Source organism: Pseudomonas sp. Sample_22 (assembly GCF_004307635.1).
Taxonomy (GTDB): Bacteria; Pseudomonadota; Gammaproteobacteria; order Pseudomonadales; family Pseudomonadaceae; genus Aquipseudomonas.
The window spans coordinates 1-26,878 of sequence record NZ_RCNY01000086.1; the positions used below are offsets into that span (position 1 = coordinate 1).

Consider the following 26,878-nt stretch of genomic DNA (forward strand, 5'->3'; position numbering starts at 1 on the left):
TCAACCACTTGCGCTGTCGATCTCTCGTCAGCGGGAGGCGAATTCTACAGCGTTAAACGCTGCTGTCAACACCTCTTTTTCAACTTCCTTCTGGCTTCGATGATCTGAAGCAACTTGCTGCCTAAAACTGCGTAACTCATTGTTTACCAAGGAGTTTTCCGCTTCGACTGCGCCGGAAGTGGGGCGAATTATAGGCTTCTAAAATTCGCCGTCAACCCCTTATTTCAGGTTTATTCGGATTTGAGCGTAATACGCGCAAATGCCTTTTTACCTGCCTGGCAAACATGGGTCGCGCCCAGTGCATATATAAAGGTGCGATCCACGACCTCACCATCTACACGCACACCACCAGACCCAAGTAGATCTCGCGCCACGGCCGAGTTCTTGACCAGGCCAGCCTTATTAAGGACAGCTGCGATCGGCATGCCCTCTGCGGCAGTCAATTCGATCTCAGGCAGATCATCCGGCAGCTCGCCATCCTTCATGCGATTCCCGGCTCCGCGGTGAGCATTGGCGGCGGCCTCTTCACCATGAAAACGCGCAACGATCTCTTCAGCCAGCTTGATCTTGATGTCACGCGGATTAGCGCCCGCCTCGACATCAGCACGCAATGCATTGATCTCATCCATGGAACGGAAGCTCAGCAGCTCGAAATAACGCCACATCAGCGCATCCGGAATGGAAACCAGCTTGCCGTACATGACTCCCGGCGCTTCCTGGATACCGACATAGTTGCCCAAAGACTTGGACATCTTCTTCACGCCATCCAGGCCTTCGAGCAACGGCATGGTCAAAATGCATTGAGCCTCCTGACCATACCCACGCTGTAGCTCTCGCCCCATCAGCAGGTTGAATTTCTGATCAGTACCACCCAACTCGACATCCGCACGCAAGGCGACCGAGTCGTAACCCTGAACCAGCGGATACAGGAACTCGTGAATAGCGATTGGCTGATTGGTCGTGTAGCGCTTGTCGAAGTCATCGCGCTCGAGCATGCGAGCCACGGTGTACTGGGAAGTCAGGCGAATGAAATCGGCCGGCCCCATCTGGTCCATCCAGGTGGAGTTGAAGGCCACTTCAGTCTTGGCAGGATCGAGAATCTTGAATACCTGAGTCTTGTAGGTCTCAGCGTTCTCCAGAACCTGCTCACGAGTCAGCGGAGGACGCGTTGCACTCTTGCCGCTCGGATCGCCAATCATCCCAGTGAAGTCACCGATCAGGAAGATCACTTGATGCCCCAGCTCCTGGAACTGGCGCAGCTTATTAATAAGCACGGTGTGACCCAGGTGCAAATCCGGCGCGGTCGGATCGAAGCCTGCCTTAATACGAAGCGGCTGGCCGCGCTTGAGCTTTTCCACCAGCTCGGACTCGACCAACAGTTCTTCTGCACCACGTTTGATCAGCGCTAGCTGCTCTTCAACCGACTTCATAACCAACCTGCAAGGCTCAGATTCAAAGGGAACCAACCATACAAGAACGTGCGTCAAATACAAGGTTTGCCCGGCGCACGGACGCCAATCCACAGACAGCGATATCCGTGGACTTGCTTCAGAGATGATTTGGTTATATTTTATACAGTTATTTCATCTTCATCATGTCATTCATCTTTTCCAATTCATCTTTTCAAAGTCAAAAAACTACTTATGACCAAAGAATCGTCTAAAGCGCCGCCGCTTTACCCGAAGACCCACCTGCTCGCTGCGAGCGGCATCGCCGCCCTTTTGAGCCTGGCGCTTCTGGTATTTCCTTCCAGTGATGTTGAAGCCAAAAAGACGACACTGAGTCTTGAACTGGAAAGCCCTGCTGAACAACTGACACAAGATCAAGACGCTGCTGAAGCCGTTCAAGCCACAAATGAGCCGGCAGCTTCTCCTTTCGCACAGATCGAAAACAGCGTCGAAGACACACCGCAAACGGCTGAAGCCGCACCGGAACCCGCCCCTGCTGTAGCGGTCGCCGAAGAAAAGAAGGCTCCCAACCACAGGGAAGTGATCGTTTCGAAGGGCGATACGCTCTCTACACTTTTCGAGAAGGTCGGTCTTCCGGCCACTTCGGTACATGACGTGCTCGCCAGCGACAAGCAGGCCAAGCAGTTCAGCCAACTCAAGCACGGGCAAAAACTCGAATTCGAATTGAGTCCGGATGGCCAGCTGAGCAGCCTGCACAGCAAGGTAAGCGACCTTGAAACCATCACCCTGAGCAAGACTGACAAGGGCTACATGTTCAACCGGATCACCGCCAAGCCAACGGTGCGATCCGCGTATGTTCACGGCGTCATCAACAGTTCGCTTTCACAATCCGCAGCCCGTGCCGGCCTGTCCCATAGCCTTACCATGGACATGGCCAGTGTATTTGGCTACGACGTCGACTTCGCCCAGGATATTCGCCAGGGTGACGAGTTCGACGTGATTTACGAACAGAAAGTGGTCAACGGCAAAGCTGTCGGCAACGGCCCAATCCTGTCTGCACGCTTCACCAACCGCGGCAAGACCTACACCGCCGTGCGTTACACCAACAAACAAGGCAACAGCAGCTACTACACCGCCGATGGCAACAGCATGCGCAAGGCGTTCATCCGGACTCCGGTAGATTTCGCCCGCATCAGTTCGAAGTTCTCCATGGGTCGCAAACACCCGATCCTGAACAAGATCCGCGCTCACAAAGGCGTGGACTACGCAGCTCCGCGCGGTACGCCGATCAAGGCTGCGGGTGATGGCAAAGTATTGCTGGCCGGCCGCCGCGGGGGTTACGGCAACACCGTGATTCTGCAGCACGGCAACAGCTACCGCACGCTGTATGGCCACATGCAAGGCTTTGCCAAAGGCATCAAGACCGGAGGCTCAGTCAAACAGGGCCAGGTGATCGGCTACATCGGCACCACCGGCCTGTCCACCGGTCCGCATTTGCATTACGAGTTCCAGGTAAACGGCGTGCACGTCGACCCACTGGGCCAGAAAGTCGCGATGGCCGATCCGATTTCCAAAGCAGAACGCGCACGCTTCCTGGCACAGAGCCAACCGCTGATGGCGCGTATGGACCAGGAAAAAGCCACCCAGCTAGCTTCGGCGAAGCGCTGAGTCATGCCGTTTTATATAGGTGTGATGTCCGGGACCAGTCTTGATGGCCTGGACATTGCCCTGGTCGAGCAGACCTCGGCGATCAGGCTGATCGCCACCCTCTACATTCCCATGCCCGATTCCTTGCGCACAGAACTGCTTGGCCTGTGCGCCAGCGGTCCGGACGAAATTGCCCGCTCCGCCATCGCCCAGCAGAACTGGGTAAAACTCGCGGCACAGGGCATCAACGCCCTCCTCACTCAACAGCACCTTACCCGTGACGATATTCGCGCGATCGGCAGCCATGGCCAAACCATTCGCCATGAACCTGCGCGCGGTTTCACGGTGCAAATCGGTAATCCCGCGCTGCTGACCGAGCTGACAGGTATTACCGTGGTCAGCGACTTCCGCAGTCGGGATGTGGCCGCTGGCGGTCAAGGTGCTCCGCTGGTCCCAGCCTTTCATGAAGCTCTGTTCGATGCGCAGCCCGGCAACCGCGCGGTGCTCAACATCGGCGGCTTCAGCAACCTCAGCCTGATCGAACCCGGCAAGCCGGTTAGCGGCTTCGACTGCGGCCCGGGCAACGTACTGCTCGATGCCTGGATTCATCAGCAACGTGGCGACAGCTATGATCGTGACGGCCAATGGGCCGCCAGTGGCAAGGTCCAACCCACGCTGTTGAAGGCGCTGCTCAGTGATCCATTCTTCGTCACCCAAGGCCCGAAAAGCACCGGCAGGGAAGTGTTCAACCTGCCATGGTTGATGCAACACCTCGCGCACCTCCCGCCCTTCGCTGCCGAAGACGTGCAGGCAACGCTGCTTGAACTGACCGCATTGACCATCACCGAGTCATTGCAAGGCGCCCAGACAGACACACAAGAAGTGCTGGTCTGCGGCGGTGGCGCGCATAACGCCACACTGATGAGTCGTTTGGCCGGCCTGCTTCCGAAGGCGAAAGTCAGCAGTACATCAACCTATGGCGTCGATCCCGACTGGGTCGAAGCCATGGCATTTGCCTGGCTCGCTCACTGCTGCCTCGAAGGCATCGCCGCCAATCGCCCAAGTGTGACCGGCGCGCGCGGGCTACGCGTCCTTGGCGCTATCTATCCCGCCTAAAGCCCGGACAGCAAAACGCCGCAGGGCCTGGCGACCATGCGGCGTTGAGTGATGCTGGAGTGCTGATCAGATCGAGAAAGAAGAACCACAGCCACAGGTAGTGGTTGCGTTCGGGTTCTTGATAACGAAACGCGAACCTTCCAGACCTTCCTGATAATCCACCTCGGCGCCTGCCAGATACTGGAAGCTCATCGGATCGACCACCAGACTCACACCTTCGCGCTCGACGATGGTGTCGTCATCGGCCACTTCTTCATCGAAGGTGAAGCCGTACTGAAAACCTGAACAACCGCCGCCCGTAACGAATACGCGCAGCTTCAAGCGATCATTGCCCTCTTCATCGACCAGGCTCTTCACCTTGTGCGCGGCACCGTGGGTGAATTGCAAAGCCGTGGGGGTGAAGGATTCGACGCTCATGCTGACTATCTCCCGGCGCTAAGCCGTCATATTGCGTGATGACGCGCATTATCCGCTTCTCCTAGAAAAGCGGTCAACTATTGTTATGCTATATCAACCAACCCAACCGCCATCCGCAAATGCAAAAAGGCCCGTTCAACGGGCCTTTTTTTGTGTGCAAACCAGCTTTACGGCAGCATGCCTGCGTGGGACAGACCCAGACGTTCGTCCAGACCGAACAGGATGTTCATGTTCTGTACCGCTTGCCCCGAAGCACCTTTGACCAGGTTATCGATCACCGAGAGTACGACTACCAGATCACCGTCCTGCGGACGATGCACCGCAATACGGCATACGTTGGCACCGCGCACGCTGCGGGTTTCCGGATGACTTCCGGCCGGCATGACGTCGACGAACGGTTCGTTGGCATAGCGCTTTTCAAACAGCGCCTGCAGATCCACCGAGCGATCCACGACCGTCGCGTATAGCGTCGAGTGAATGCCACGGATCATCGGCGTAAGGTGCGGAACGAAAGTCAGGCCTACGTCCTTGCCCGCTGCACGACGCAGCCCCTGACGAATTTCCGGCAGGTGACGATGACCTTTGACGGCGTACGCCTTCATGCTTTCCGACGTTTCAGAGTACAGCGAGCCTACAGAGGCACCCCGGCCAGCGCCGCTCACGCCAGACTTGCAGTCAGCGATCAGGTGCGAAGCATCGGCCAGGCCGGCTTCGAGCAATGGCAGGAACCCCAATTGCGTCGCCGTCGGATAGCAGCCCGGGACAGCAATCAGGCGCGCCTTCTTGATTTGCTCACGATTGACTTCCGGCAGACCATAGACCGCCTCGTCCAGCAACTCTGGCGCGCCATGCGGCTGGCCATACCACTTGGCCCACTCATCGGCATCCTGCAGACGGAAATCCGCCGACAGGTCGATGACTTTGGTCCCGGCTGCCAGCAGTTCACCCGCCAAGGCATGGGCAACACCGTGGGGCGTGGCGAAGAACACAACATCGCAGGCGCCCAGCGTCTTGATGTCCGGAACGCTGAATGCCAAACCGTCGTAGTGGCCGCGCAGGTTCGGATACATGTCGGCCACGGCAAGGCCAGCCTCGGATCGGGAAGTGATGACAACGACTTCCGCTTGCGGATGTTGCGCCAACAGACGCAGCAGTTCGACACCGGTGTAACCCGTGCCGCCGACGATACCGACCTTGACCATAAACCTGCCCTCAACGAACCCACTGGAAAGCCGTCGATAATAGGGGCCGCGCGCGCCTGCGACAACCGGCAAGGTGACGTGCGGACGCTCAAGCCTCTACTATTCCGGCTACCGTGAATCCTGGGATAACTAAAAATGCTTTTTCTGTGGCTTAAAGCGCTTCATATCGTCAGCGTCGTTTGCTGGTTCGCCGGCCTGTTCTACCTGCCGCGCTTGTTCGTTTATCACGCTCAAAGCGAAGACACCGTCAGTAAGGAGCGTTTCAGCATCATGGAGCGCAAGCTGTACCGGGGCATCATGGGGCCGGCGATGATTGCGACCCTGATCTTCGGCGGCTGGCTGATCAGCCTGAACCCCGGCGCTTATTTCAGTCAAGGCGGATGGATGCACGCCAAATTGACCCTGGTGGTATTGCTGATCGGTTACCACCACATGTGCGGTGCGCAGGTAAAGCGTTTTGCCCGTGGCGAAAACACCCGCAGCCATGTCTTTTTTCGCTGGTTCAATGAAGTGCCGGTTCTGATATTGCTGGCAATCGTAATTCTGGTCGTCGTTCGGCCGTTCTAATTCCATCAGATAACTTACCGGGGTACTTCCAATGTCGCTGCCCGCTCTGCTCGAACAACGTCTGCGTTTGCCCGTGGTGGCAGCGCCGATGTTCCTGATATCCAACCCGCAACTGGTGCTCGCCTGCTGCCGTAATGGCGTGGTTGGCAGTTTCCCTGCGTTGAACCAGCGCGAGAGCAGCGGCTTCAAAGCCTGGCTGGAGGAGATCGAAGCAGGACTGGCAACAATGGAAGAACCTGCGCCATACGCGGTGAACCTGATCGTCCACAACAGCAACCCTCGGCTCCAGGCTGACCTCGATATCTGCATCGAACACAAAGTGCCGATCGTGATCACCAGCCTCGGCGCGGTGAAAGAACTGGTCGACGCGGTCCACAGCTACGGTGGCCTGGTGTTCCATGACGTAACGAACCGCCGCCATGCAGAGAAGGCCGCCGAGGCCGGTGTGGATGGCCTGATCGCCGTCGCCGCAGGCGCTGGCGGGCATGCCGGGACCTGGAGCCCGTTCTCGCTGATCGCCGAGATCCGGCAGTTCTTCGACAAGACCTTGCTCTTGGCTGGCTGCCTTAACCACGGCCACGAAATTCTGGCGGCGCAATTGCTCGGTGCAGATCTTGCCTACTTCGGCACGCGATTTATCGGCACAACCGAGAGTCATGCACCCGACGCTTATAAAGAGATGCTGCTGACGTCCAAAGCGGCGGACATCGTCCATACTCCAGCGGTGTCAGGTGTGCCGGCGAGCTTCATGCGCCAAAGCCTCGAAGCTGCCGGCTTCGACATGGCGGCGCTGCAAAATAAAGGCGAGGTCAATTTCGGCTCTAAACTCAAGCCGCTGAACGATGAAGCCAAAGCCTGGAAAACCGTGTGGTCCGCAGGCCAGGGCGTAGGCGAAATCGATGACCTGCCGAGTGTTGACCAATTGGTCGCGCGCCTCGACGCCGAGTATCGCAAGGCGCTGGAGCACGCCGCTCAATTACCCAAGCGCTGGCCACGCTGAAACAAAAACAGGCCAGTCCAACATGGCTGGCCTTACACTCGCTGTACTAAAACTCTCGCGACAAGGATGCCTCGGCAATGAGCGAAGACCGTTTCAAGATCGTGTTCGACGGCGCTCTGCTACCAGGTGTCGATATTGGCACCGCCAAACTCAATCTCGCGGCGCTGTTCAAGAGCGACGTCACCGCCATCGAACGCTTGTTCAGTGGCCGGCCTGTTGCCCTCAAGCGCGATCTGTCGCACGCCGATGCACAGACCTACCTCCAGGCTCTGAAGAACACCGGCATCGATGCGCGTATCGAATCCGAACCTTCGATCCAATTGCATCTGTCCGACGTTCACGATCATGTGCCCGCTGACGCGATAGCAGAGCCGCAGTCCCCTTATGCCCCCCCTCGGGCCATTGTCGGTGAAAGTGTCGCTGGGTTCGCCACACTCAAACCATTTGGCGTTGAAGGGCGTATCGGGCGCCTGCGTTTTCTCGCCTGGTCGATGGTGCTTGGGCTTGTGACAATGGCCGTTGTCGGTGTATTCGCCCTGATTGGCCTCGCGCTTGTCAGCAGCGACTCGACTGCCGGCCTGATCATCGCTGGCATTTTGGTCTTCTTCCTGTGCCTGGCATTCCTCATCGCCAGCATCATGATCAGCGTCCAACGCCTGCACGATATTGGCTGGTCAGGCTGGCTGTGGTTGCTCAATCTTGTGCCGTTCGTGGGCAGTTTCTTTCCGCTGTTGCTGCTGGCGATGCCGGGTAACCAGACTGCCAACCGGTACGGCGCTCCGCCGCCACCCAACAGCACTGCCGTCAAAGTGTTATCCGCGTTATGGCTGGTGGTGATCGCGCTGTTTATCGTCGCAGCTCTGGCGGGCGGCCTTTCAGCCATAAAGGATGAGTACGAAAACACGCTCGAAAGCAGCTACCAAAGTGGCTCGGTCACCACCGACGAAATTGAAGTCGAAGTCGAACCTGACGCAAATTCGGCCGCCGATGCAGCCGAAGAAGCCCAGCCCCCTGTAGACTCTGCCAAAGAATGAACAGCGCTCCCCACCCGTGACACCCGCGTCGCGGCGCGGAGCTGTTGCGATGGAGAACTGCATGACCCGTTACGCTCTGATCACTGGCGCTTCCAGTGGCATCGGCCTGGCGATGGCCGAAGCGCTGGCCCGCCGCGGACGCAGCCTGCTTCTGGTGGCCCGACAGCGTGATCAGCTGGAAAGTATTGCAACTGAATTGACGCAACGCTTTGGCGTGGAAGTGCTGTTCCGCGCCTGCGACCTGGGGGAACCGCTGCGGTTGTCCGGGTTCCTGCTGGAGTTGGAGGAAGGTGACCGTCAGATCGATCTGCTGGTCAATTGCGCCGGTATCGGCACCTGCGGTCCCTTTCTGGCCCAGGACTGGATGACCGAGCAAGACCTGATCGAAGTCAACATCCTGGCCCTCACGCGTTTATGCCACGCCATCGGTAACAGTATGGCGCTACAAGGCGGCGGGCAGATCCTGAATGTCGCTTCGGTCGCAGCGTTCCATCCTGGTCCGTGGATGAGCACTTATTACGCGAGCAAGGCCTACGTGCTGCACTTCTCCGAAGGGCTGCGCGTCGAGCTGAAAAAATGTGCGGTCAAGGTCTCGGTGCTCTGCCCTGGTCCGACGCGCACCGGATTTTTCCGTACCGCGCAGTTGAACACAGACAAACTGGCCGACAGCAAACTGCTGATGAGCCCGCAAGAAGTGGCGCTCTACACCGTACGGGCTCTTGAGAAAAACCGCGCAATCATTATTCCGGGACGGCGCAATCGCTGGCTCGCCGCCCTGTCCCGGTTCGGCTCGCGCTGGCTGATCCGGACAATCACCGGCATGGTCAACAAGGCTTATTGCCCGCGCTAAAAGGTCTGGCAGGTAAAAAGCTGGGCTCGGGCAAATCCCATGAGTACACTCAGGCCAGCCCAAACAACGGAGAAAACAGCTGTGGATACTCTGTTCACCAAGATCATCAACCGGGAAATTCCGGCGAAGATCATTTACGAGGACGACCAGGTTCTGGCCTTCCACGACATCGCCCCACAGGCACCGGTACATTTTCTGGTGATTCCGAAGAAGCCGGTGCGCACCCTGAATGACCTGACCGAAGACGACAAGGCATTGGCCGGGCACATTCTGTTTACCGCCCAGCGCCTGGCTTTGGAGCTTGGTTGTGAGAAGGGCTTTCGCGTTGTCATGAACTGCAATGAAGAAGGTGGACAAACTGTCTATCACATTCATATGCATGTGCTGGGTCAGCGCCAGATGCACTGGCCGCCGGGCTGATGACAACACACCCGATGGGAACGGCCAAGTGGCGCTCCCATCGGGGCATCACAACATTGTCATGGCAACTGCAGCACAATGACCCAGCGCAAACCTTCCCCGGCCGATTGGGTTAAACTGGCCGCCGAGATTCCTCCGGAGGTCAGCATGACTACCCAACGTCACTACTCGCCGATTGACCGCCTTCTGCTGCAAGCCGATGCCGCGATGCGTACTTTGCTGCCTTTCAGTGGCCAGCCATACCGCCCGTCACCCGCCATCGTGCAGCCGGACGTGAAAATGAGCGATGAAGAGACCCGGCACGTCGCCGGCCTGATGCGCATCAACCATACCGGCGAAGTCTGCGCCCAGGCGCTGTACCAGGGCCAAGCCCTGACCGCCAAGCTGCCGCAAGTGCGCGCCGCCATGGAGCATGCCGCCGAAGAAGAAGTCGACCATCTGGCCTGGTGCGAACAACGCATCCATCAGTTGGGCAGCCACACCAGCATTCTCAATCCGCTGTTCTATGGCATGTCGTTCGGAATCGGCGCTGTTGCCGGGCTGATCAGTGACAAAGTCAGCCTGGGTTTCGTTGCAGCGACCGAAGATCAGGTGTGCAAACACTTGAACGAACACCTTGAGCAACTGCCGGCCGAGGATGAAAAGTCCCGGGCGATTCTGGAGCAAATGCGCATCGACGAAGAACAGCACGCCGAAAGTGCGCTAGACGCAGGCGGCTTTCGGTTTCCGGCGCCGGTGAAGTTCGGGATGAGCTTGCTGGCCAAGGTGATGACCAAGAGTACTTATCGGATCTGACCTGAGGTAGCGAGCTGGCTCGCTTCTACAAGGGACAAAAAAGGCGACTACCGTGTGGTATTCGCCTTTTTTGTGCTCGAAAACTGTTGAATCAACCGAGCTCGATGATCTCGTAGTCGTGGGTAATTTCGACACCCGCCGCGCCAAGCATGATCGATGCCGAGCAGTATTTTTCGGCGGACAGTTCGATGGCACGCTTGACCTGGGCCTCTTTCAAGGCACGGCCCTTGACCACAAAGTGCATGTGGATTTTGGTGAAGACTTTCGGGTCCTCGGTCGCGCGCTCGGCTTCGAGGAAGGCTTCACAGCTCTCGACAGCCTGGCGGGATTTCTTGAGGATGCTGACCACATCGAAGTTGCTGCAACCGCCAACACCCAGCAGGAGCATTTCCATCGGCCGGACACCCAGGTTGCGGCCGCCAGCGTCGGGCGGACCATCCATGACCACGACATGACCGCTACCGGATTCGCCGAGGAACATGGCTTCGCCAGCCCATTGGATGCGTGCCTTCATCGCCAAGACTCCACTGTATAAAAAAGGGTTGCCAGCTTAGCACAGCCCCCGTGATAGACGGCGGCCTCGTCGTGGGACGCAACCTACGGCCCTGTAGGTAATTTCTCGAATAATGTCGGAAGTGTCTGTTAAGCTGACGCCAATTCGCTGACGCACAACCAGCCTTTGCCGCGGCTTGCGCAATTCATAAAAAAATCAAACATACCGTGCAGTTTTTTCGGGATACAACCATGGTTGCTATTGCCCCCACACTCAAGATCAAGAACCTCGATAAGCTGCTGATGCATTGTCAGCGCCGCCGCTATCAGGCCAAGAGCAACATCATCTGCGCCGGGGATCGCTCGGAGACGTTGTTTTTCATCATCAAGGGATCGGTCACCATCCTCATTGAGGATGACGACGGTCGGGAAATGATCATCGCGTATCTCAATACCGGGGATTTCTTCGGCGAGCTGGGCTTGTTCGAGCAGGCGGGCCTGGAACAAGAGCGAAGCGCCTGGGTAAGGGCGAAGGTAGAATGCGAAGTCGCGGAAATCAGCTACGCGAAATTCCGCGAACTGTCGCAGCAGGATCCAGACATTCTTTACGTGCTTAGCGGACAAATCGCACAACGCCTGCGCAATACCACGCGCAAAGTGGGTGACCTGGCGTTTTTCGACGTGACTGGCCGCGTCGCGCGTTGCCTGCTTGAGTTATGCAAACAGCCGGACGCCATGACCCACCCCGACGGCATGCAGATCAAGGTAACGCGTCAGGAAATCGGGCGGATTGTCGGGTGTTCCCGGGAGATGGTAGGTCGCGTGCTCAAAGATCTTGAGGAACGCAACCTGGTGGACGTCAAAGGCAAGACCATGGTGGTCTTTGGCACACGCTAGGCGCTGAACATCTGCTTGAGCATCAGCCGGTAGAGCTCGTCCAGACGGGCCAGTGCATCCGGCGCCGTGAATTTCTCGTGCAGGGCGATGTGGCTTTCGGCTCGCACTCGCTGGTCCAGGCCACAAGCCTCGTTGAAACGATTGACCGCCGCGACCATCGACTCTCGTTCGTTATCAATCAACATCGCCCCGTGCACCAGGCCCACCGGACGCTGACCGCCCTGACTCTGGCGCCAGCGCTGGGCGGTGCCGACCATCTTGCGTCCGTCCAGGTTGACGTTGAAGCGACCGTCGCAAAACGCACCTTCGATTTCACCGAGGGACGAGGTGCCGCCCAACTCATCCAGCAACTGACAGATCGGGTCGCAAAGGCGCCGGTAGCCAGATTCGATGCGATTCAAATCGCCTTCGCTGCGTGGCGGTGCGTAAACCAGGGCGATGTTGATTGTTGTGGCTGACTGGGGAACGGGTTCGCCTCCGGTATCGCGCAACAATACCGGCCAGCCCGCTGCTGCCGAGACCTCACAGGCAGCATCGAAGGCCGGAAGACGATTCAAACGGCGTGGCATCACCAAAGCCTGATCGCTGGGTTGCCAGAACAACAGACCGAACTCTGCATCACCGGCACAGACTGATGCCAGCAAGTCTTGTTCGGCTTGCAGGCCGGCTTCGATGGTCAGGGAGACAGGTGAGGTCATAAGGTTTTCCGTAGGACAGGGAGTCTGAGGTGTTTCTTATGCCGCTATCGCGAGCAGGCTCAGTCCTACAGGGGATTGGTTCAGACCAAAATTCCAATGTGGGTGCAAGCTTGCTCGCGATGCTTATTCAGTCAAGTGTTGAACCGCTGACAGGAAGGCCGCGCTCCGGAAAGAACAGACGCTGCAATTCAGTGCCAGGGCTTTCGGCGCGCATGAACGCCTCGCCGACCAGGAACGCATACACATCGCTGATTTCCATCAACTCGACATCGGCCCGATTGAGGATGCCGCTCTCGGTCACCACCAGACGATCCCGAGGAATGCGCGGCAGCAGGTCGAGGGTGGTTTCCAGGTTGACGTCGAAGGTGTGCAGGTTGCGGTTGTTCACACCAATCAACGGCGTGTCGAGGGTTTTCAAGGCCCGCTCCAGCTCATCGCCGTCATGCACTTCCACCAGCACATCAAGGTTGACGCTTTTGGCGACGGCGGCCAGTTCGGCCATTTTCACGTCGTCCAGCGCGGAGACGATCAACAGCACGCAGTCTGCACCCAGCGCACGGGCTTCCACGATCTGGTACGGATCGATCATGAAATCCTTGCGGATGACCGGCAACTTGCAGGCAGCACGAGCCTGCTGCAGGTACACATCGGCTCCCTGGAAGTAATCGATGTCGGTGAGTACCGACAGGCAGGTGGCCCCTCCCTTTTCGTAGCTTTTAGCGATGTCGGCAGGAACGAAGTTCTCGCGGATCACGCCTTTGCTCGGCGAAGCCTTCTTGATTTCGGCAATGACCGCCGGCTCTTTTTGCTTCGCCTGTTCGATCAATGCCTTGGCAAAACCACGGGGTGCATCGGCCGCCTTGGCCAGGTTTTCCAGCTCGGCGAGGCTTACGCGAGCACTACGCTCGGCAACTTCCTCGACCTTGCGCGCCAGAATCTTTTCCAGAACCGTCGGTACACTCATCCCTCATTCTCCACTTTGAATACCGCGGTAAACGCACCCAACTCCTCGAGCTTTTCCCGAGCGAGACCGGTATGCAGCGCATCGTGCGCCAGGGCAACGCCCTCTTTCAGGCTGCTGGCATGGTCGGCCGCGTACAACGCAGCGCCGGCATTGAGCATGATCATCTCCGCCGCCTTCTGACCGTTTTCGGTCTTGCGCTTGCCCAGGGCATCGCGAATCAGCTCGAGGGACGCCGCCGGGCTTTCCACCGCCAGGCCATGCAGGCTTTGGCTCTTCATGCCCAGGTCTTCCGGCTCGACCCAATACTCGGTGATTTTGTCGTCCTTGAGCTCCGCCACGAAGGTCGGTGCCGCCAGGCTGAACTCATCCAGGCCATCTTTGGAATGCACCACCAGCACATGCTTGCTGCCCAAACGCTGTAGCACTTCGGCCAATGGCCGGCACAATGCCTGGGTGAACACGCCCACTACCTGATGCTTCACACCGGCCGGATTCGTAAGCGGGCCGAGCATGTTGAACAGCGTGCGCAGGCCCAGCTCCTTGCGCGGACCGGCGGCGTGTTTCATGGCGCTGTGATGGGTCTGGGCAAACATGAAGCCGATACCGACGTTGTCGATGCAGCGCGCTACCTGGACCGGCGTCAGGTTCAGGTAAATACCGGCCGCCTCCAGCAAATCGGCACTGCCGCTCTTGCCCGAGACCGCACGGTTACCATGCTTGGCCACGGTGCAACCGGCTGCCGACACCACGAAAGCGGAAGCGGTCGAGACGTTGAAAATGTTGGCGCCATCACCGCCGGTGCCGACCACATCGACCACGCCGTCGAGGGTCTTGAGTTCGACCTTGTCTGCCAATTCGCGCATGACCGACACGGCACCGACGATTTCGTCGATGCTTTCGCTTTTCATGCGCATGGCCATCATGAATGCGCCGATCTGCGCGTCCGTGCATTGGCCGGTCATGATTTCGCGCATGACATCGCGCATCTCATCGGTGCTGAGGTCGAGCTGTTCGACGATACGACTCAGGGCTGTCTTGATATTCATGAAAAGTCCTTAGCGCGTGCCGCCGGTTTGTTTGAGGAAGTTGGCGAATAACTCATGGCCCTGCTCGGTGAGGATCGATTCAGGATGGAACTGCACGCCTTCGATGTTCAGAGTCTTGTGACGCAAGCCCATGATCTCGTCGACCGAGCCGTCTTCGAGCTGAGTCCATGCGGTCAGTTCGAGACAATCAGGCAAGGTTTCGCGTTTGACGATCAACGAATGATAGCGCGTGACCGTCAGCGGCATGTTCAGGCCGGCGAAGACGCCCTTGTCTTCGTGGAATACCGGGCTGGTCTTGCCGTGCATGACCTGGCGGGCGCGGACCACATCACCGCCGAATGCCTGGCCGATGGATTGATGGCCCAGGCACACGCCCAGAATCGGCAACTTGCCGGCGAAGTGTTTTATGACGTCAATCGAGACGCCAGCTTCGGTCGGCGTGCAAGGACCGGGAGAAACAACGATGCGCTCGGGGTTGAGGGCTTCGATTTCGGCAACAGTAAGCTCATCGTTGCGCACGACTTTGACCTGGGAGCCCAGCTCACCAAGGTATTGCACAACGTTGTAGGTAAAAGAGTCGTAGTTATCGATCATCAGCAACATGGCGTTAAGAACCTCTTGAATTCACTGACTTGAACAGCCTTCGAAGGATTACCCGCAGCGCCCTGCACTTTGTCGTTCGCTGCAATCGCGCGGCAAGGCGGTATGTCACGGGTTAAGAAGGCAAAGCGGTAAAGATCCGGCCGGGCCGGCAGAAGGATTCAGGCGCGCCAACGCCAACGGGCGTGTGCCTTGATGACTTGATCCAGGAGTTTGCTGACGATCAACACGGGGAAGGTCTCATTTATACGTCCGGGCACAGTAACTTAGCCGAGCGGAGCGTGCAATATGGCGCGAACGAAGCTCAGGTAACAAACGGCGGGTTCGCGCCGAATGGCATCTGCTTCTATAGTTTTTGGCACGATCGTTTCATCCACTAAAACAATAAAAAAACGGACTTGCCCATGCCAGGAAAAACACTGTTCGTACCAATCGCCGGTTGCATGCTTGCAATGGCTTGCGCCCAGGCGATGGCCGCGCCTAATCCTTACTCGAACTTCATCGTGTTTGGCGACAGCCTCAACGATGCAGGACAGTTCACCGATACCGGAGGCCCTCCCGGTTCGACGCTTCGCTTCACTAACCGAACCGGGCCGACTTACCAGGACGGCAGTGGCGAAGTGTATTCCGCCAACTCGACGCAGTTGCTGGGTGCAAGGCTCGGATTTTCCGCGGACGATACTGCCGCGTCGACCTCTGCGGCGCGCGCCAGCCAAGGGTTGCCCGATGGCAATAACTGGGCCGTGGGCGGCTACCGCACCGACCAGATCCTCAGTTCAATCACTACCGTCTCCGCCACTGGCGAGCGCACCCGCGCTGGCTATCTACCGACCAACAACTTGCGCGCCGATCCGAACGCCCTGTACTACCTCTCCGGCGGCGGCAACGATTTTCTCCAGGGACGGGTGCAAAGTGGCGCTCAGGCCAATGCCGCTGCGGACCGCCTGGCCAACAGCGCTCAGGTCCTGCAAACCGCCGGTGCCCGTTACATCATGGTCTGGCTGCTGCCTGACCTGGGTCTGACCCCGGCTATCAATGGCACCCCGCTGCAGACGCCCTCCTCGCAACTGAGTGCGGCCTTCAACCGGCAACTGGTCAATCGGCTGGCGGGCATCGATGCGCAAATCATCCCGTTGAATATTCCATTGCTGTTGCAGGAAACCTTCGCCGACCCCGCGCGTTTCGGCCTCGCCACCGGCCAGAACTTGACTGCCACATGCTTCAGCGGCGAAGGCTGCACTGAAAACGCTGCCTTTGGTATCAACAGCGCCACGCCGGACCCGAGCAAGCTGATCTACAACGATGGCGTTCACCCGACTGAAACGGGGCAAAAGCTGATTTCCGACTATGCCTATTCCTTGCTCGCCGCGCCTTGGGAACTGACGCTGCTGCCAGAAATGGCCCACGCGACCTTACGCGCCCACCAGGACGAACTACGCAGCCAATGGCAATCGGACTGGGAAAATTGGCAGGCGGTCGGGCAATGGCGTGCGATCGTCGCCGGCGGCGGTCAGCACCTTGATGTCGATAGTCAAAACAGCGGCGCCAGCGCGGATGGCAGTGGCTATAACTTGAATATTGGCGGCAGTTATCGTCTTGACGACGCCTGGCGCGTGGGTGTGGCGGCAGGGTTCTATCGACAGAATCTGGAGGCCGGCGATAACGATTCAGACTACAAACTCAACAGTTACCTGGCGACCGTGTTTGCCCAATTCCAACAGAACCGCTGGTGGGCCGATGCCGCGTTGACCGGTGGCAAGCTCGATTACGACAACCTCAAACGCAAATTCGATCTGGGTGCCAGCGAAGGCTCGGAAAAAGGCGATACCGATGGCTATCTCTGGGCTTTCGGTGCACGGGTTGGCTATGACATTGCGCAGCCGGGCAGCGACTGGCACCTGTCGCCGTTCATCAGCGCCGACTACGCGAAGGTTGAAGTCGACGGTTATTCGGAAAATGACAACCGCTCCACGGCTTTGACCTTTGACGACCAGAAACGCGATTCAAAACGTCTCGGCGCCGGGCTGCAGGGCAAATACCAGATCACCCCTCAAACCCTGGTGTTCGGTGAATATGCCTATGAGCGCGAGTATGAAGATGATGTGCAGAAGGTGAATATCGCGCTCAATAGCCTGCCAACCCTCGACTTCACGCTTGATGGTTATACGCCGCAAAGCCACCTGAACCGCGTGAGTCTGGGCGTGAGCCACAAGTTGACGGCTGACCTGGCGTTGCGCGGTGGCTACACGTTCCGCAAGGATGATGACTTTACCCAGCAAGGGCTTACCGTCGGGGTTGCGCTGGACTTCTGATCCGGCAAACAGCAGGCACAAAAAACGCGGCACCCTCTCGGGTGACGCGTTTTTCTAATGCCGGTGAGTTCCTTGTGAAAACTCAGCTTGCCGGGGTTTGCTCGGCCAGGGCCACGGCACGGAACATCGCGCGGCGCTTGTTCAGGGTTTCTTCCCATTCCAGCGCTGGCACCGAGTCGGCGACAATGCCGCCACCGGCCTGCACGTGCAGTTCGCCGTTCTTGATCACCGCCGTGCGGATCGCAATGGCGGTGTCCATGTTGCCGTTCCAGGCGAAGTAGCCGACAGCACCGCCATAGACGCCGCGTTTGACCGGCTCCAGCTCGTCGATGATTTCCATCGCACGGATCTTCGGAGCACCGGACAGCGTGCCCGCCGGCAGAATCGCCCGCAGTGCGTCCATCGCCGTCAAACCGGCCTTCAATTGCCCGGTGACGTTGGACACGATGTGCATCACGTTGGAATAACGCTCAATGACCATCTTCTCGGTGAGCTTCACCGAACCGACTTCAGAGACCCGCCCCGTGTCGTTACGGCCCAGGTCGATCAGCATCAGGTGTTCAGCGATTTCCTTGTCATCGGACAGCAGGTCTTTTTCCAGCGCCAGGTCCGCTTCTTCATTGGCTCCGCGTGGGCGGGTGCCGGCAATCGGGCGCACAGTGATCAGGTTGTCTTCGACCCGCACCAACACTTCCGGCGAACTGCCGACGACGTGAAAGTCACCGAAGTTGAAGAAGTACATGTAAGGCGTCGGGTTGAAGCAACGCAGCGCACGGTACAGATCGATCGGCGCAGCCTTGAAGTCGATCGACATGCGCTGGGACGGCACGACCTGCATGCAGTCACCGGCGAGGATGTATTCCTTGATGGTGTCGACGGCTTTTTCGTAATCGTCCTGGGTGAAACTGGAGCGGAACACAGGGTCGGCGGCTTGCTGCTTGCTGAAATCCAGGCCACGGCGCGGGGTGATCGGCTGACGGAGTTTTTCCAGCAGCTCTTCCAGACGGGCGCGGCCTTGCTCGAAAGCGTCTTCCTGTGCCGGGTCAGCCAGGACGATGGCGTGCATCTTGCCCGCGAGGTTGTCGAACACAACCACCGCATCGGACACCATCAGCAGGATGTCCGGTACGCCCAGTGGGTCCGGGTTCGGGCACTTGCCCAGACGCTTCTCCACATAACGCACGCAGTCGTAACCGAAATAACCCACCAGACCACCATTGAAACGCGGCAGGCCAGCAATGCTCGGCACGTTGTAGCGCGCCTTGAAGGTTTCGACGAAGGCCAACGGGTCTTCAACGTCGTGGCTTTCGGTCTCGATGCCATCGACGGTGACGCTGACGTGATGATCGTGAACCCGCATCACGGTGCGGCATGGCAAACCGATGATCGAGTAACGGCCCCACTTCTCACCGCCCTGCACCGACTCCAGCAGGTAGGAATTGGGCTCGTCGGCCAGTTTCAGGTAGATCGACAGCGGCGTATCGAAGTCGGCCAGGGTTTCGCAGGCAAGCGGGATGCGGTTGTAGCCGGCAGCGGCCAAACGCAGGAATTCTTCGCGGATCATGATGTGCCTCGTGGCTTGAGGGTCTAACAGTCAGGTATGCAAACGCGCCGGGGAGCCGGCCAGGATCAAGTCAGGCGCGCCAACGCCAGCGGGCCAGGGCCTTGATGACTTTCATCCAGAGTTTGCGAGTGACCACCACGATGGGATTTCCAGGAGGGGATTGAACAGCGTCGGGCAACGTTATCTCAGCGGCAGGATCCAGGCAACCGGGAATTAACTTGCGCAGATCGTCGATCACCAGAGCCGGCGACTCTTCGGCAATCGGCCGGCCATGGTTGTAGCCGTAGCTCAATGCCACACACTTGACCCCTGCTGCCTTCGCCGCCAGCACATCACTGCGCGAATCGCCGACGAACAAGGACTGCGACGCCGGGATGTTGGTCATTTTCATCACGAAAAACAGCGCGGCCGGGTCCGGTTTTTTCTGTGGCAGGGTGTCACCGCCAATGATCAGTCGAAAGTAACGGCCGATTTTCAGCTGATCGAGCAACGGTGCGACGAAGCGCTCCGGCTTGTTGGTGATCAAGGCCATCTCGACGCCCTGCTTTTGCAGCCACTTCAGGGTATCGCGAACGCCGGGGTAGACCACCGTCAACTCATGGCTTGCGCCGTAAGCCTGCATGAAAATTTCCAATGCCCGCTCGGCTTCGTCATTGTCGACTTTAGAATGATCCAGACCACCGGCCAGCGCACGACGCACCAGCACCGGGGCGCCGTTGCCGACCCACTCGCGCACCGACGCGATACCGGCCGGTGCGCGACCGAGTTTGAGCAGCATGTTATCCACAGCGGCCGCGAGGTCGGGGACCGAATCGATCAGCGTGCCATCCAGATCGAACATCACCAGCCTTGGCAGGCTTCCCGGGAACAGCTGCTCAAAACCACTCATGGGCGAGCCAGCGCCAATTCGGAACGCATCTTGTCGATGACTTCCTGATAGTTCGGCGCATTGAAGATGGCCGAGCCGGCGACGAAGGTATCGGCGCCTGCCGCAGCGATTTCGCGGATGTTGCTGACGTTCACGCCGCCATCGATCTCCAGGCGAATGTCGCGACCGGAGGCATCGATCAATGCGCGTGCTTCGCGCAGCTTGTCGAGGGTACCCGGGATGAACTTCTGCCCGCCGAAGCCCGGGTTGACACTCATCAGCAGGATCATGTCGACCTTGTCCATCACGTACTTGAGCACGTCGAGCGGGGTCGCCGGGTTGAACACCAGGCCCGACTTGCAGCCGCCTTCGCGGATCAGTTGCAGGGAACGGTCGACGTGCTGCGTGGCTTCCGGGTGGAAGGTGATGTAGGTCGCGCCAGCTTCGATGAAGTCACCGACGATGCGATCCACCGGACTGACCATCAGGTGCGCGTCGATCGGCGCGGTCACGCCATATTTGCGCAACGCCGCACAGACCATCGGGCCGATGGTCAGGTTGGGCACGTAGTGGTTGTCCATGACATCGAAGTGCACGAAGTCGGCGCCGGCGGCCAGGACATTGTCCACTTCTTCACCCAGGCGGGCGAAGTCGGCGGAGAGAATCGACGGAGCAATTACGAAGGGCTGCATGACGCACCTTTTCTGAGCAAAATCACGATGGCGCGCATTGTATACCTCATGCTTTGGCGCGCGCACCGTGAGCGCGATGATCAGTAGGCAGCGCGGTAGATCTTCTCGATATCAATCGCGCTCAATTTGCGCGGATTGTTGCGCATCAAGCGTTCAATGCCCGCGGCTTCCACAGCCATGGCGGGGATGGCATCCTCAGGCACCCCGAAACTGCGCAGACCCGCGGGGATTTCCACCGCTGCACACAATTCGGTCATGGCTTGCACGGCTTTATCGGCCGCCTCATTGACGCTCAACTGCTCGGTCTTCACGCCCATGGCCTCGGCGATATCCTGCATGCGTTCGACGCACGCCATTTTGTTCCAGGTCATGACATAGGGCAGCAGCAAGGCATTGCTGACGCCATGGGCAATATTGAAGCGACCACCCAACGGATAGGCCAGCGCATGCACCGCGCCGACTCCAGCATTGCCGAACGCCATACCGGCCATCAGGCTGGCGGTAGCCATGTCCTCACGGGCTTGCAGGTTGGACGGATTGGCGTAGGCCTTTGGCAAAGCCTGGGCGATCAGCTTGATCGCGCCGATGGCCAGGGCATCGGTGATCGGCGAGGCATTGACCGACAGGTAGGATTCGATGGCATGCACCAAGGCATCGACGCCACTGGCGGCGGTGACACTGCGCGGGCAGGTCAGGGTCATTTGCGGACTGACGAGTGCCACGTCCGGCAACAGGTAATCGCTGACGATGCCCTTCTTCAATTGCGCGACCTTGTCGGAAAGGATCGCCACATTGGTCACTTCTGAACCCGTACCGGCGGTGGTCGGGATCGCGATCAGCGGCGGGCCTTTGCGCGGTACCTGGTCGACGCCGAACAAATCCTCCAGCGCGCCGTGATAACCGGCATACGCCGCAACACTCTTGGCAATATCGATGGCACTGCCGCCACCCAGGCCGATCAAGCCGTCATGCCCGCCTTCGCGGTAGACCCGCATGCAGTCTTCGACAATGGCGATTTCCGGATCGGGCAGCACCCGGTCGAAGATCTCGTAGGTTCGATCCCCCAACTGCGCCAGCGCCAGCGCTACGGTGCCGGACCTGACCAGCGCAGCGTCGGTGACGATCAGCGGGTTGTCGATGTCCAGTCGAGTGAGCTCGGCCGACAGTTGCTCGATGGCCCCTGCGCCGGTGATCAGTTTGTGAGCGATTTTGAAAGAGGAAAGACTCATGTGCGCAGCCTCTTATAGATAGGGGAGCTGGGCACAATAGTAGCTGGGGATTGGGGGTTGTCTGCCATTCAGGTCATGAATGAGCGAGCCTGTAGCACGATCGTTCCCACGCTCCGCGTGGGAATGCCTCAACGGACGCTCCGCGTTCGGCTCTGGATTGAGACGCGGAGCGTCCCGGGCTGCGTTCCCACGCGGAGCGTGGGAACGATCATCGCTGGCCGTCAAACCTGCGCGGTACGCAGTTTCTCGCTACGGCCACGCAGCCATTCCAGGGTCAGCAGCAGGATTACCGAGAAGGCGATCAGCAGCGTCGCGGCGGCGGCGATGGTCGGGCTGAGGTTTTCGCGGATACCGCTGAACATCTGACGTGGCAAGGTCGCTTGCTCGGGGCCAGCGAGAAACAGGGTCACCACGACTTCATCGAAGGACGTCGCGAAGGCGAACAGCGCACCGGAAATCACCCCCGGTGCGATCAACGGCAACGTCACTCGCCGGAACGCGACCAGTGGCGAAGCACCGAGGCTCGCAGCGGCACGCACCAGATTGTGGTTGAAGCCCTGCAAGGTCGCCGACACCGTGATGATCACAAACGGCACGCCCAGCACCGCATGCACCACGATCAGCGAGAAGAAGCTGTTGCCCAGCCCCAATGGCGCGAAGAACAGATAACTGGCCACACCGATGATCACCACCGGCACCACCATCGGCGAAATCACCAGCGCCATCACCAGCGCCTTGCCCGGGAAGTCACCACGGGTCAGGCCGATGGCCGCCAGCGTCCCGAAGATCATTGCCAGCACCGTCGCCGCGGGAGCGACGATGATGCTGTTCTTCAGGGCGCGCATCCATTCCGCCGACGCGAAGAAATCGTGATACCACTGCAGCGAGAAGCCTTGCAGCGGGTACACCAGGAAACTGCCGGAGTTGAACGACAGCGGAATGATCACCAGCACCGGCAGGATCAGGAACAACAGAATCAAGCCGCAGAGAATCCGCAAGCTGTAGAACCACACCCGTTCGATGGGCGACATGTAAGGACTCAGCATTTCGTTCTCCCCTTAGCTCAGGCGCAGGCGGCTCGCGCCCACCAGCCAGCTGTAAATCAGATAAAGCACGACCGTCGCCAGCAACAGCAGGCCGCCCAGCGCGGTCGCCATGCCCCAGTTGATGCTGGTGTTGGTGTAGAACGCGACGAAGTAGCTGACCATTTGATCGTTCGGGCTGCCCAGCAACGCCGGGGTGATGTAGTAGCCGATGGCGAGGATGAACACCAACAGGCAACCGGCGCCGACACCGGCATAGGTCTGCGGGAAGTACACCCGCCAGAAACTGGCGAACGGATGACAACCGAGGGAAATCGCGGCGCGCATGTAGGTCGGCGAGATGCCTTTCATCACGCTATAGATCGGCAGGATCATGAATGGCAGCAGGATGTGCACCATCGAGATGTAGACCCCGACGCGGTTGAACACCAGTTCGATCGGCTTGTCGATGATGCCCATGGCCATCAGACCGCTGTTGATCAGGCCACCCGATTGCAGCAACACGATCCACGCGGCGACCCGTACCAGAATCGAGGTCCAGAACGGCAGCAGCACCAGAATCATCAGCAGGTTGCTCTGGCGCGACGGCAGGTTCGCCAGCAGGTAAGCCAGCGGATAGGCCAATACCAGGCAGATCACGGTGATGATCAGGCCCATCCAGAAGGTACGGGCGAAGATGTCGAGGTAGATCGCCTGGTCCGGAGTGGCCGGAGCGATTTCGCCGAGGTCGTCGATACGGTGATCGACGGCGGCCAGCAAGTAGTACGGGGTAATGCTGCTGGTGTTGCGACGTACCGCTTGCCAGTAGGCCGGATCGCCCCAGCGCTCATCGAGACCTTCCAGCGCTTCTTTATAAGAGGCCGGCTCGGTGGCAAGCGGCAAGGCGCGGGCGGTTTTGGTCAGCAGGCTGCGGTAGCCGGCCAATTCCATGTTCAGGCGCTTGGACAAATCGCCCAGCGTTTGATTCTTGCGGGCTTCGGCGAGGTCTTCGGCGGCCGCTTTGTAAACCGGTTCAGCGGGCAGGCCGCGGCCGTCCCAGCTGGCGATGGCGGACACGGTGCGCGGCATGCCGCCGACCACTTCCGGGTTGCCCACGCTTTTGTAGAGCAGCGCCACGATCGGCACCAGGAACACCAGCAACAGAAACAGCACCAATGGCGCGATCAGTGCCTGGGCCTTCCAGCGGTTGACCCGCTCGGCATGCTTGAGCCGCTGCTTCAAGGTGGGGTCAGTACCCGCGTTCACGGGAACGGCGATAGCCATGGCGTACTCCGGAAATCTTTGGTCATTGCAGAAGTGGTAAATACCGCTTCGAATTTTTGGTACTGATCGTTCCCACGCTCTGCGTGGGAACGATCATCCATTCCTTGTGGCGAGCGAGCTTGCTCGCGCTGGGCTGCGAAGCGGCCCCAAAATCGTGTTGGCACTGCCAATTTTGTGAGTGCTGCGCACTCAAGCGGGAGCAAGCTCCCTCGCCACAAAAGCTCGCCCTCACAGGAGGGCGAGCCCTCCAGTTACTTCGCAGCCCAGGAATTGAAGCGCTGTTCCAGTTGCTCGCCGTTGTCAGCCCAGAAGCTGACATCGATCTGCACCTGGTTGGCGATGTTTTCCGGGGTGGTCGGCATGTCTTTCAGGACATCCTTGGCCAGCAATGGTACGGCTTGGGTGTTGGCCGGGCCGTAGGCGATGTTTTCCGAGTAGGTCTTCTGCTGCTGTGGCTGAACCGAGAAAGCGATGAATTTCTTCGCCGCTTCGGCACGCTTGGCGTCCAGACCTTTTGGAATGGCCCATGCGTCGAAGTCGTAGATGCCGCCGTTCCACACCACTTTCAGGTTGCTTTCTTTCTGCACGGCAGCGATACGGCCGTTGTAGGCCGAACTCATGACCACGTCACCGGAAGCGAGGTACTGCGGTGGCTGTGCGCCGGCTTCCCACCACTGGATGTTTGGCTTGAGCTCATCGAGTTTCTTGAACGCGCGATCCTGACCGTCCTTGCCGGCCAGCACTTTGTAGACGTCTTTGGGCGCAACGCCGTCGGCCATCAGTGCGAATTCCAGGGTGTACTTGGCGCCTTTGCGCAGGCCGCGCTTGCCCGGGAACTGCTTGGTGTCCCAGAAATCCGCCCAGCTGGTCGGTGCGGTTTTCAGCTTGTCGGCGTTGTAGGCCAACACGGTCGACCACACGAAGAAGCCCACGCCGCATGGCTGGATGGCGCCCTTGACATAATCTTCGGTCTTGCCGAACAGCGCAGGGTCCAGTTGCTCGAACATGTCTTCGTCACAACCACGGGACAGCTCTGGCGATTCAACTTCTACCAGATCCCAGGACACGCTTTTGGTGTCGACCATGGCCTTGACCTTGGCCATTTCACCGTTGTACTCGCCCGCCACGATTTTGCCGTTGCCCGCCGCTTCCCACGGTGCGTAAAAGGCTTTGACCTGCGCCGCCTTGTTCGCCCCGCCAAAGGACACCACGGTCAGGTCCGGGCCTGCGGCCATCGCGTGCGAGGCGCCGATCATGCCCATGACCAGAGCTGTGAATTTCAGGGATTTCAACATTGATATTGTTCTCCACGTGCAGGGTTGGTGAAGCAGAAGGGCGATCAGTTCGCCTCTAGAAGTGGGTCGAGCGCACGAACGTGTTCGACCTGCCAGCCAAGCGGTACCACATCGCCGACCGCCAGCCCCGGATCGAGCTCGGCAATCGGTTGTTTCACGAAGAAGTCGGTTTTGCCGCAGACTTCCAGGCGAACCCGGACGTGGTCGCCCAGATAGATGAATTCCGCCACCCTTCCGGAGAAGCGGTTGACGCACGACTCACTGGAACCATTGAGGCTCACGCGTTCCGGGCGGATAGACAAGGTGACGGGTTCGCCAGTCCGGCCGACATTGACCGCCAGGGCTTCGACCTTTTCACCACGTCCCAGCTCGACGATGCAGCGGTCGCCGGTCTGGCTGTGCAGGCGGCCATTGAGACGGTTGTTCTCGCCGATGAAGTTGGCGACGAAGGTATTTTTCGGCTCTTCGTAGAGGGTGCGCGGCGGCGCGATCTGCTGGATTTCGCCTTGATGGAACACCGCCACCCGGTCAGACATGGTCAAGGCTTCACCCTGATCGTGGGTCACGTAGACCACGGTCACGCCCAGACGCTGGTGCAGGTGTTTGATTTCCATCTGCATGTGTTCACGCAGCTGCTTGTCGAGGGCGCCGAGGGGTTCGTCCATCAGGACCAGTTGCGGTTCGAACACCAAGGCGCGAGCCAGTGCCACACGCTGCTGCTGACCGCCGGACAGTTGCGCCGGGTAACGCTGGGCGAACGTATCGAGCTGCACCATGCTCAGGACTTTTTTGACTTTGTCACTGACGTCGCTTTTATTCAGGCCGCGCACGGTCAGCGGGAACGCCAGGTTCTCGGCGACGGTCATGTGCGGGAACAACGCGTAGTTCTGGAACACCATGCCGATGTCGCGCTTGTGCGGCGGCACGTTGTTGATAGCGCGCCCGGCCAGCAGGATTTCGCCCGCGGTCGGTGTTTCGAAACCGGCGAGCATCATCAGGCTGGTGGTCTTGCCGGAGCCGGACGGCCCGAGCAAGGTGAGGAATTCGCCTTTGCGAATGTCCAGGTTGAGGTCTTTGACGATCAGGTTCTCGCCGTCGTAGCTCTTTTGCACTCCACGAAAGCTGACCAGAACATCATTGGCCCCTGCACTTGAATCGACCTGGCTCATACCCACACCTTTGTTGTTGATGACTGCTGTGGACTAAGCCTAGTGGACGCTGGGGCCTGCGCAAATCGGGGCGCAGGAGAGATTCGCCTCAGCCGGATGGAAGGTTGGGGGTAGGGATTGCCCTACAAGGATGGCGCGTTTTGGCAAACGCGGCGACAAGCTGTCAGCTGCAGGCCGCAAGCAACGGCAAAACGGGTATCCAGGGGCTGTCGCGAATGGATACGGCCGGCGCCGTCCCCCTGTAGGAGCCAGGCTTGCCGGCGAAGGCGATTTCGAGGACGCCTTCGCC

At 59.0% G+C, this 26,878-nt stretch carries 26 protein-coding genes; 10 read left to right on the top strand and 16 right to left on the bottom strand.

Features of this window, described 5'->3' with window-relative positions; all coding sequences use genetic code 11:
• Window positions 1-230 precede the first annotated feature (230 nt).
• Entirely contained in the window at window positions 231-1,430 is a 1,200-nt protein-coding gene (gene tyrS, locus D8U73_RS24005; RefSeq protein ID WP_130906073.1) for a tyrosine--tRNA ligase, read from the bottom strand.
• A gap of 213 nt (window positions 1,431-1,643) precedes the next feature.
• Here tyrS and D8U73_RS24010 point away from each other — a divergent pair, with 213 nt between their 5' ends.
• Window positions 1,644-3,077 (top strand): peptidoglycan DD-metalloendopeptidase family protein, encoded by a 1,434-nt coding sequence (locus D8U73_RS24010; protein ID WP_130905956.1) that lies wholly within the window; start codon window positions 1,644-1,646, stop codon window positions 3,075-3,077.
• A 3-nt stretch (window positions 3,078-3,080) separates the two neighbouring features.
• Window positions 3,081-4,172 (top strand): anhydro-N-acetylmuramic acid kinase, encoded by a 1,092-nt coding sequence (locus tag D8U73_RS24015; RefSeq protein ID WP_130905957.1) that lies wholly within the window; start codon window positions 3,081-3,083, stop codon window positions 4,170-4,172.
• A gap of 66 nt (window positions 4,173-4,238) precedes the next feature.
• Here the strand turns inward: D8U73_RS24015 and erpA are convergent, their stop codons facing one another.
• Both erpA and argC read right to left on the bottom strand, forming a co-directional pair.
• A complete protein-coding gene (erpA, locus tag D8U73_RS24020) occupies window positions 4,239-4,589 on the bottom strand; it encodes an iron-sulfur cluster insertion protein ErpA (protein ID WP_007906865.1) in 351 nt (116 codons plus the stop codon).
• Between the two features lie 167 nt (window positions 4,590-4,756).
• Window positions 4,757-5,791 (bottom strand): N-acetyl-gamma-glutamyl-phosphate reductase, encoded by a 1,035-nt coding sequence (gene argC / locus D8U73_RS24025; protein WP_056853510.1) that lies wholly within the window; start codon window positions 5,789-5,791, stop codon window positions 4,757-4,759.
• 135 nt (window positions 5,792-5,926) lie between these two features.
• Between argC and hemJ the strand changes: the two genes are divergently transcribed.
• The 6 genes from hemJ to coq7 all read left to right on the top strand — a co-directional run bounded on the left by hemJ (window position 5,927) and on the right by coq7 (window position 10,457).
• Window positions 5,927-6,358: a protoporphyrinogen oxidase HemJ gene (hemJ, locus tag D8U73_RS24030; RefSeq protein ID WP_056853511.1), complete on the top strand. Its 432-nt coding sequence runs from the start codon at window positions 5,927-5,929 to the stop codon at window positions 6,356-6,358.
• A 31-nt stretch (window positions 6,359-6,389) separates the two neighbouring features.
• Window positions 6,390-7,358 carry a nitronate monooxygenase family protein gene (locus tag D8U73_RS24035; RefSeq protein WP_130905958.1) on the top strand — a complete coding sequence of 323 codons (969 nt, stop codon included), beginning with the start codon at window positions 6,390-6,392 and terminating at the stop codon, window positions 7,356-7,358.
• A gap of 77 nt (window positions 7,359-7,435) precedes the next feature.
• Window positions 7,436-8,392, top strand: coding sequence for a DUF805 domain-containing protein (locus tag D8U73_RS24040; RefSeq protein ID WP_130905959.1), 957 nt, complete (start codon window positions 7,436-7,438; stop codon window positions 8,390-8,392).
• Between the two features lie 61 nt (window positions 8,393-8,453).
• Window positions 8,454-9,242 carry an SDR family oxidoreductase gene (locus D8U73_RS24045; protein ID WP_056853514.1) on the top strand — a complete coding sequence of 263 codons (789 nt, stop codon included), beginning with the start codon at window positions 8,454-8,456 and terminating at the stop codon, window positions 9,240-9,242.
• 81 nt (window positions 9,243-9,323) lie between these two features.
• Window positions 9,324-9,662 (top strand): histidine triad nucleotide-binding protein, encoded by a 339-nt coding sequence (locus D8U73_RS24050; RefSeq protein ID WP_008027110.1) that lies wholly within the window; start codon window positions 9,324-9,326, stop codon window positions 9,660-9,662.
• Window positions 9,663-9,809: 147 nt separating this feature from the next.
• Window positions 9,810-10,457 carry a 2-polyprenyl-3-methyl-6-methoxy-1,4-benzoquinone monooxygenase gene (gene coq7 / locus D8U73_RS24055; RefSeq protein ID WP_056853582.1) on the top strand — a complete coding sequence of 216 codons (648 nt, stop codon included), beginning with the start codon at window positions 9,810-9,812 and terminating at the stop codon, window positions 10,455-10,457.
• 91 nt (window positions 10,458-10,548) lie between these two features.
• Here the strand turns inward: coq7 and D8U73_RS24060 are convergent, their stop codons facing one another.
• Window positions 10,549-10,971: an OsmC family protein gene (locus tag D8U73_RS24060; RefSeq protein WP_042730268.1), complete on the bottom strand. Its 423-nt coding sequence runs from the start codon at window positions 10,969-10,971 to the stop codon at window positions 10,549-10,551.
• A 230-nt stretch (window positions 10,972-11,201) separates the two neighbouring features.
• Here D8U73_RS24060 and crp point away from each other — a divergent pair, with 230 nt between their 5' ends.
• A complete protein-coding gene (gene crp / locus D8U73_RS24065) occupies window positions 11,202-11,846 on the top strand; it encodes a cAMP-activated global transcriptional regulator CRP (RefSeq protein ID WP_056853515.1) in 645 nt (214 codons plus the stop codon).
• Here crp and D8U73_RS24070 read toward each other — a convergent pair.
• The 4 genes from D8U73_RS24070 to D8U73_RS24085 form a co-directional block, all read right to left on the bottom strand.
• Window positions 11,843-12,544 (bottom strand): lipoate--protein ligase family protein, encoded by a 702-nt coding sequence (locus tag D8U73_RS24070; protein ID WP_130905960.1) that lies wholly within the window; start codon window positions 12,542-12,544, stop codon window positions 11,843-11,845. The genes crp and D8U73_RS24070 overlap by 4 nt on opposite strands.
• Before the next feature lie 127 nt (window positions 12,545-12,671).
• The gene (gene trpC, locus D8U73_RS24075) at window positions 12,672-13,508 is read right to left on the bottom strand and encodes an indole-3-glycerol phosphate synthase TrpC (protein ID WP_056853517.1); all 837 of its coding nucleotides are present in this window, start codon (window positions 13,506-13,508) and stop codon (window positions 12,672-12,674) included.
• On the bottom strand, window positions 13,505-14,554 hold the full coding sequence (trpD, locus tag D8U73_RS24080; protein WP_056853518.1) for an anthranilate phosphoribosyltransferase: 1,050 nt from the start codon (window positions 14,552-14,554) through the stop codon (window positions 13,505-13,507). Before trpD ends, trpC begins: the two co-directional genes overlap by 4 nt.
• 9 nt (window positions 14,555-14,563) lie before the next feature.
• Window positions 14,564-15,157, bottom strand: coding sequence for an aminodeoxychorismate/anthranilate synthase component II (locus tag D8U73_RS24085; RefSeq protein ID WP_056853519.1), 594 nt, complete (start codon window positions 15,155-15,157; stop codon window positions 14,564-14,566).
• A 401-nt stretch (window positions 15,158-15,558) separates the two neighbouring features.
• On the opposite strand from D8U73_RS24085, the gene estP reads away from it, so the two are divergent.
• Complete coding sequence (estP, locus tag D8U73_RS24090; protein WP_130905961.1) at window positions 15,559-17,466, top strand: esterase EstP; 1,908 nt, start codon at window positions 15,559-15,561, stop codon at window positions 17,464-17,466.
• 82 nt (window positions 17,467-17,548) lie between these two features.
• On the opposite strand, the gene trpE is transcribed toward estP, so the two are convergent.
• From trpE to D8U73_RS24130, 8 genes are all read right to left on the bottom strand, one after another.
• Window positions 17,549-19,030: an anthranilate synthase component I gene (trpE, locus tag D8U73_RS24095; protein WP_056853522.1), complete on the bottom strand. Its 1,482-nt coding sequence runs from the start codon at window positions 19,028-19,030 to the stop codon at window positions 17,549-17,551.
• A 70-nt stretch (window positions 19,031-19,100) separates the two neighbouring features.
• Window positions 19,101-19,919 (bottom strand): phosphoglycolate phosphatase, encoded by an 819-nt coding sequence (locus tag D8U73_RS24100; protein ID WP_056853523.1) that lies wholly within the window; start codon window positions 19,917-19,919, stop codon window positions 19,101-19,103.
• Window positions 19,916-20,590, bottom strand: a complete 675-nt coding sequence (rpe, locus tag D8U73_RS24105) for a ribulose-phosphate 3-epimerase (RefSeq protein ID WP_056853524.1) — start codon at window positions 20,588-20,590, stop codon at window positions 19,916-19,918. Before rpe ends, D8U73_RS24100 begins: the two co-directional genes overlap by 4 nt.
• A gap of 80 nt (window positions 20,591-20,670) precedes the next feature.
• Window positions 20,671-21,819, bottom strand: a complete 1,149-nt coding sequence (locus tag D8U73_RS24110; protein ID WP_130905962.1) for an iron-containing alcohol dehydrogenase — start codon at window positions 21,817-21,819, stop codon at window positions 20,671-20,673.
• Between the two features lie 221 nt (window positions 21,820-22,040).
• Window positions 22,041-22,865, bottom strand: a complete 825-nt coding sequence (locus D8U73_RS24115; RefSeq protein WP_130905963.1) for an ABC transporter permease — start codon at window positions 22,863-22,865, stop codon at window positions 22,041-22,043.
• Between the two features lie 12 nt (window positions 22,866-22,877).
• The gene (locus tag D8U73_RS24120) at window positions 22,878-24,125 is read right to left on the bottom strand and encodes an ABC transporter permease (protein WP_056853527.1); all 1,248 of its coding nucleotides are present in this window, start codon (window positions 24,123-24,125) and stop codon (window positions 22,878-22,880) included.
• A gap of 251 nt (window positions 24,126-24,376) precedes the next feature.
• Window positions 24,377-25,420: an ABC transporter substrate-binding protein gene (locus D8U73_RS24125; RefSeq protein WP_056853528.1), complete on the bottom strand. Its 1,044-nt coding sequence runs from the start codon at window positions 25,418-25,420 to the stop codon at window positions 24,377-24,379.
• A 44-nt stretch (window positions 25,421-25,464) separates the two neighbouring features.
• The gene (locus D8U73_RS24130) at window positions 25,465-26,589 is read right to left on the bottom strand and encodes an ABC transporter ATP-binding protein (protein WP_056853529.1); all 1,125 of its coding nucleotides are present in this window, start codon (window positions 26,587-26,589) and stop codon (window positions 25,465-25,467) included.
• Window positions 26,590-26,878 lie beyond the last annotated feature (289 nt).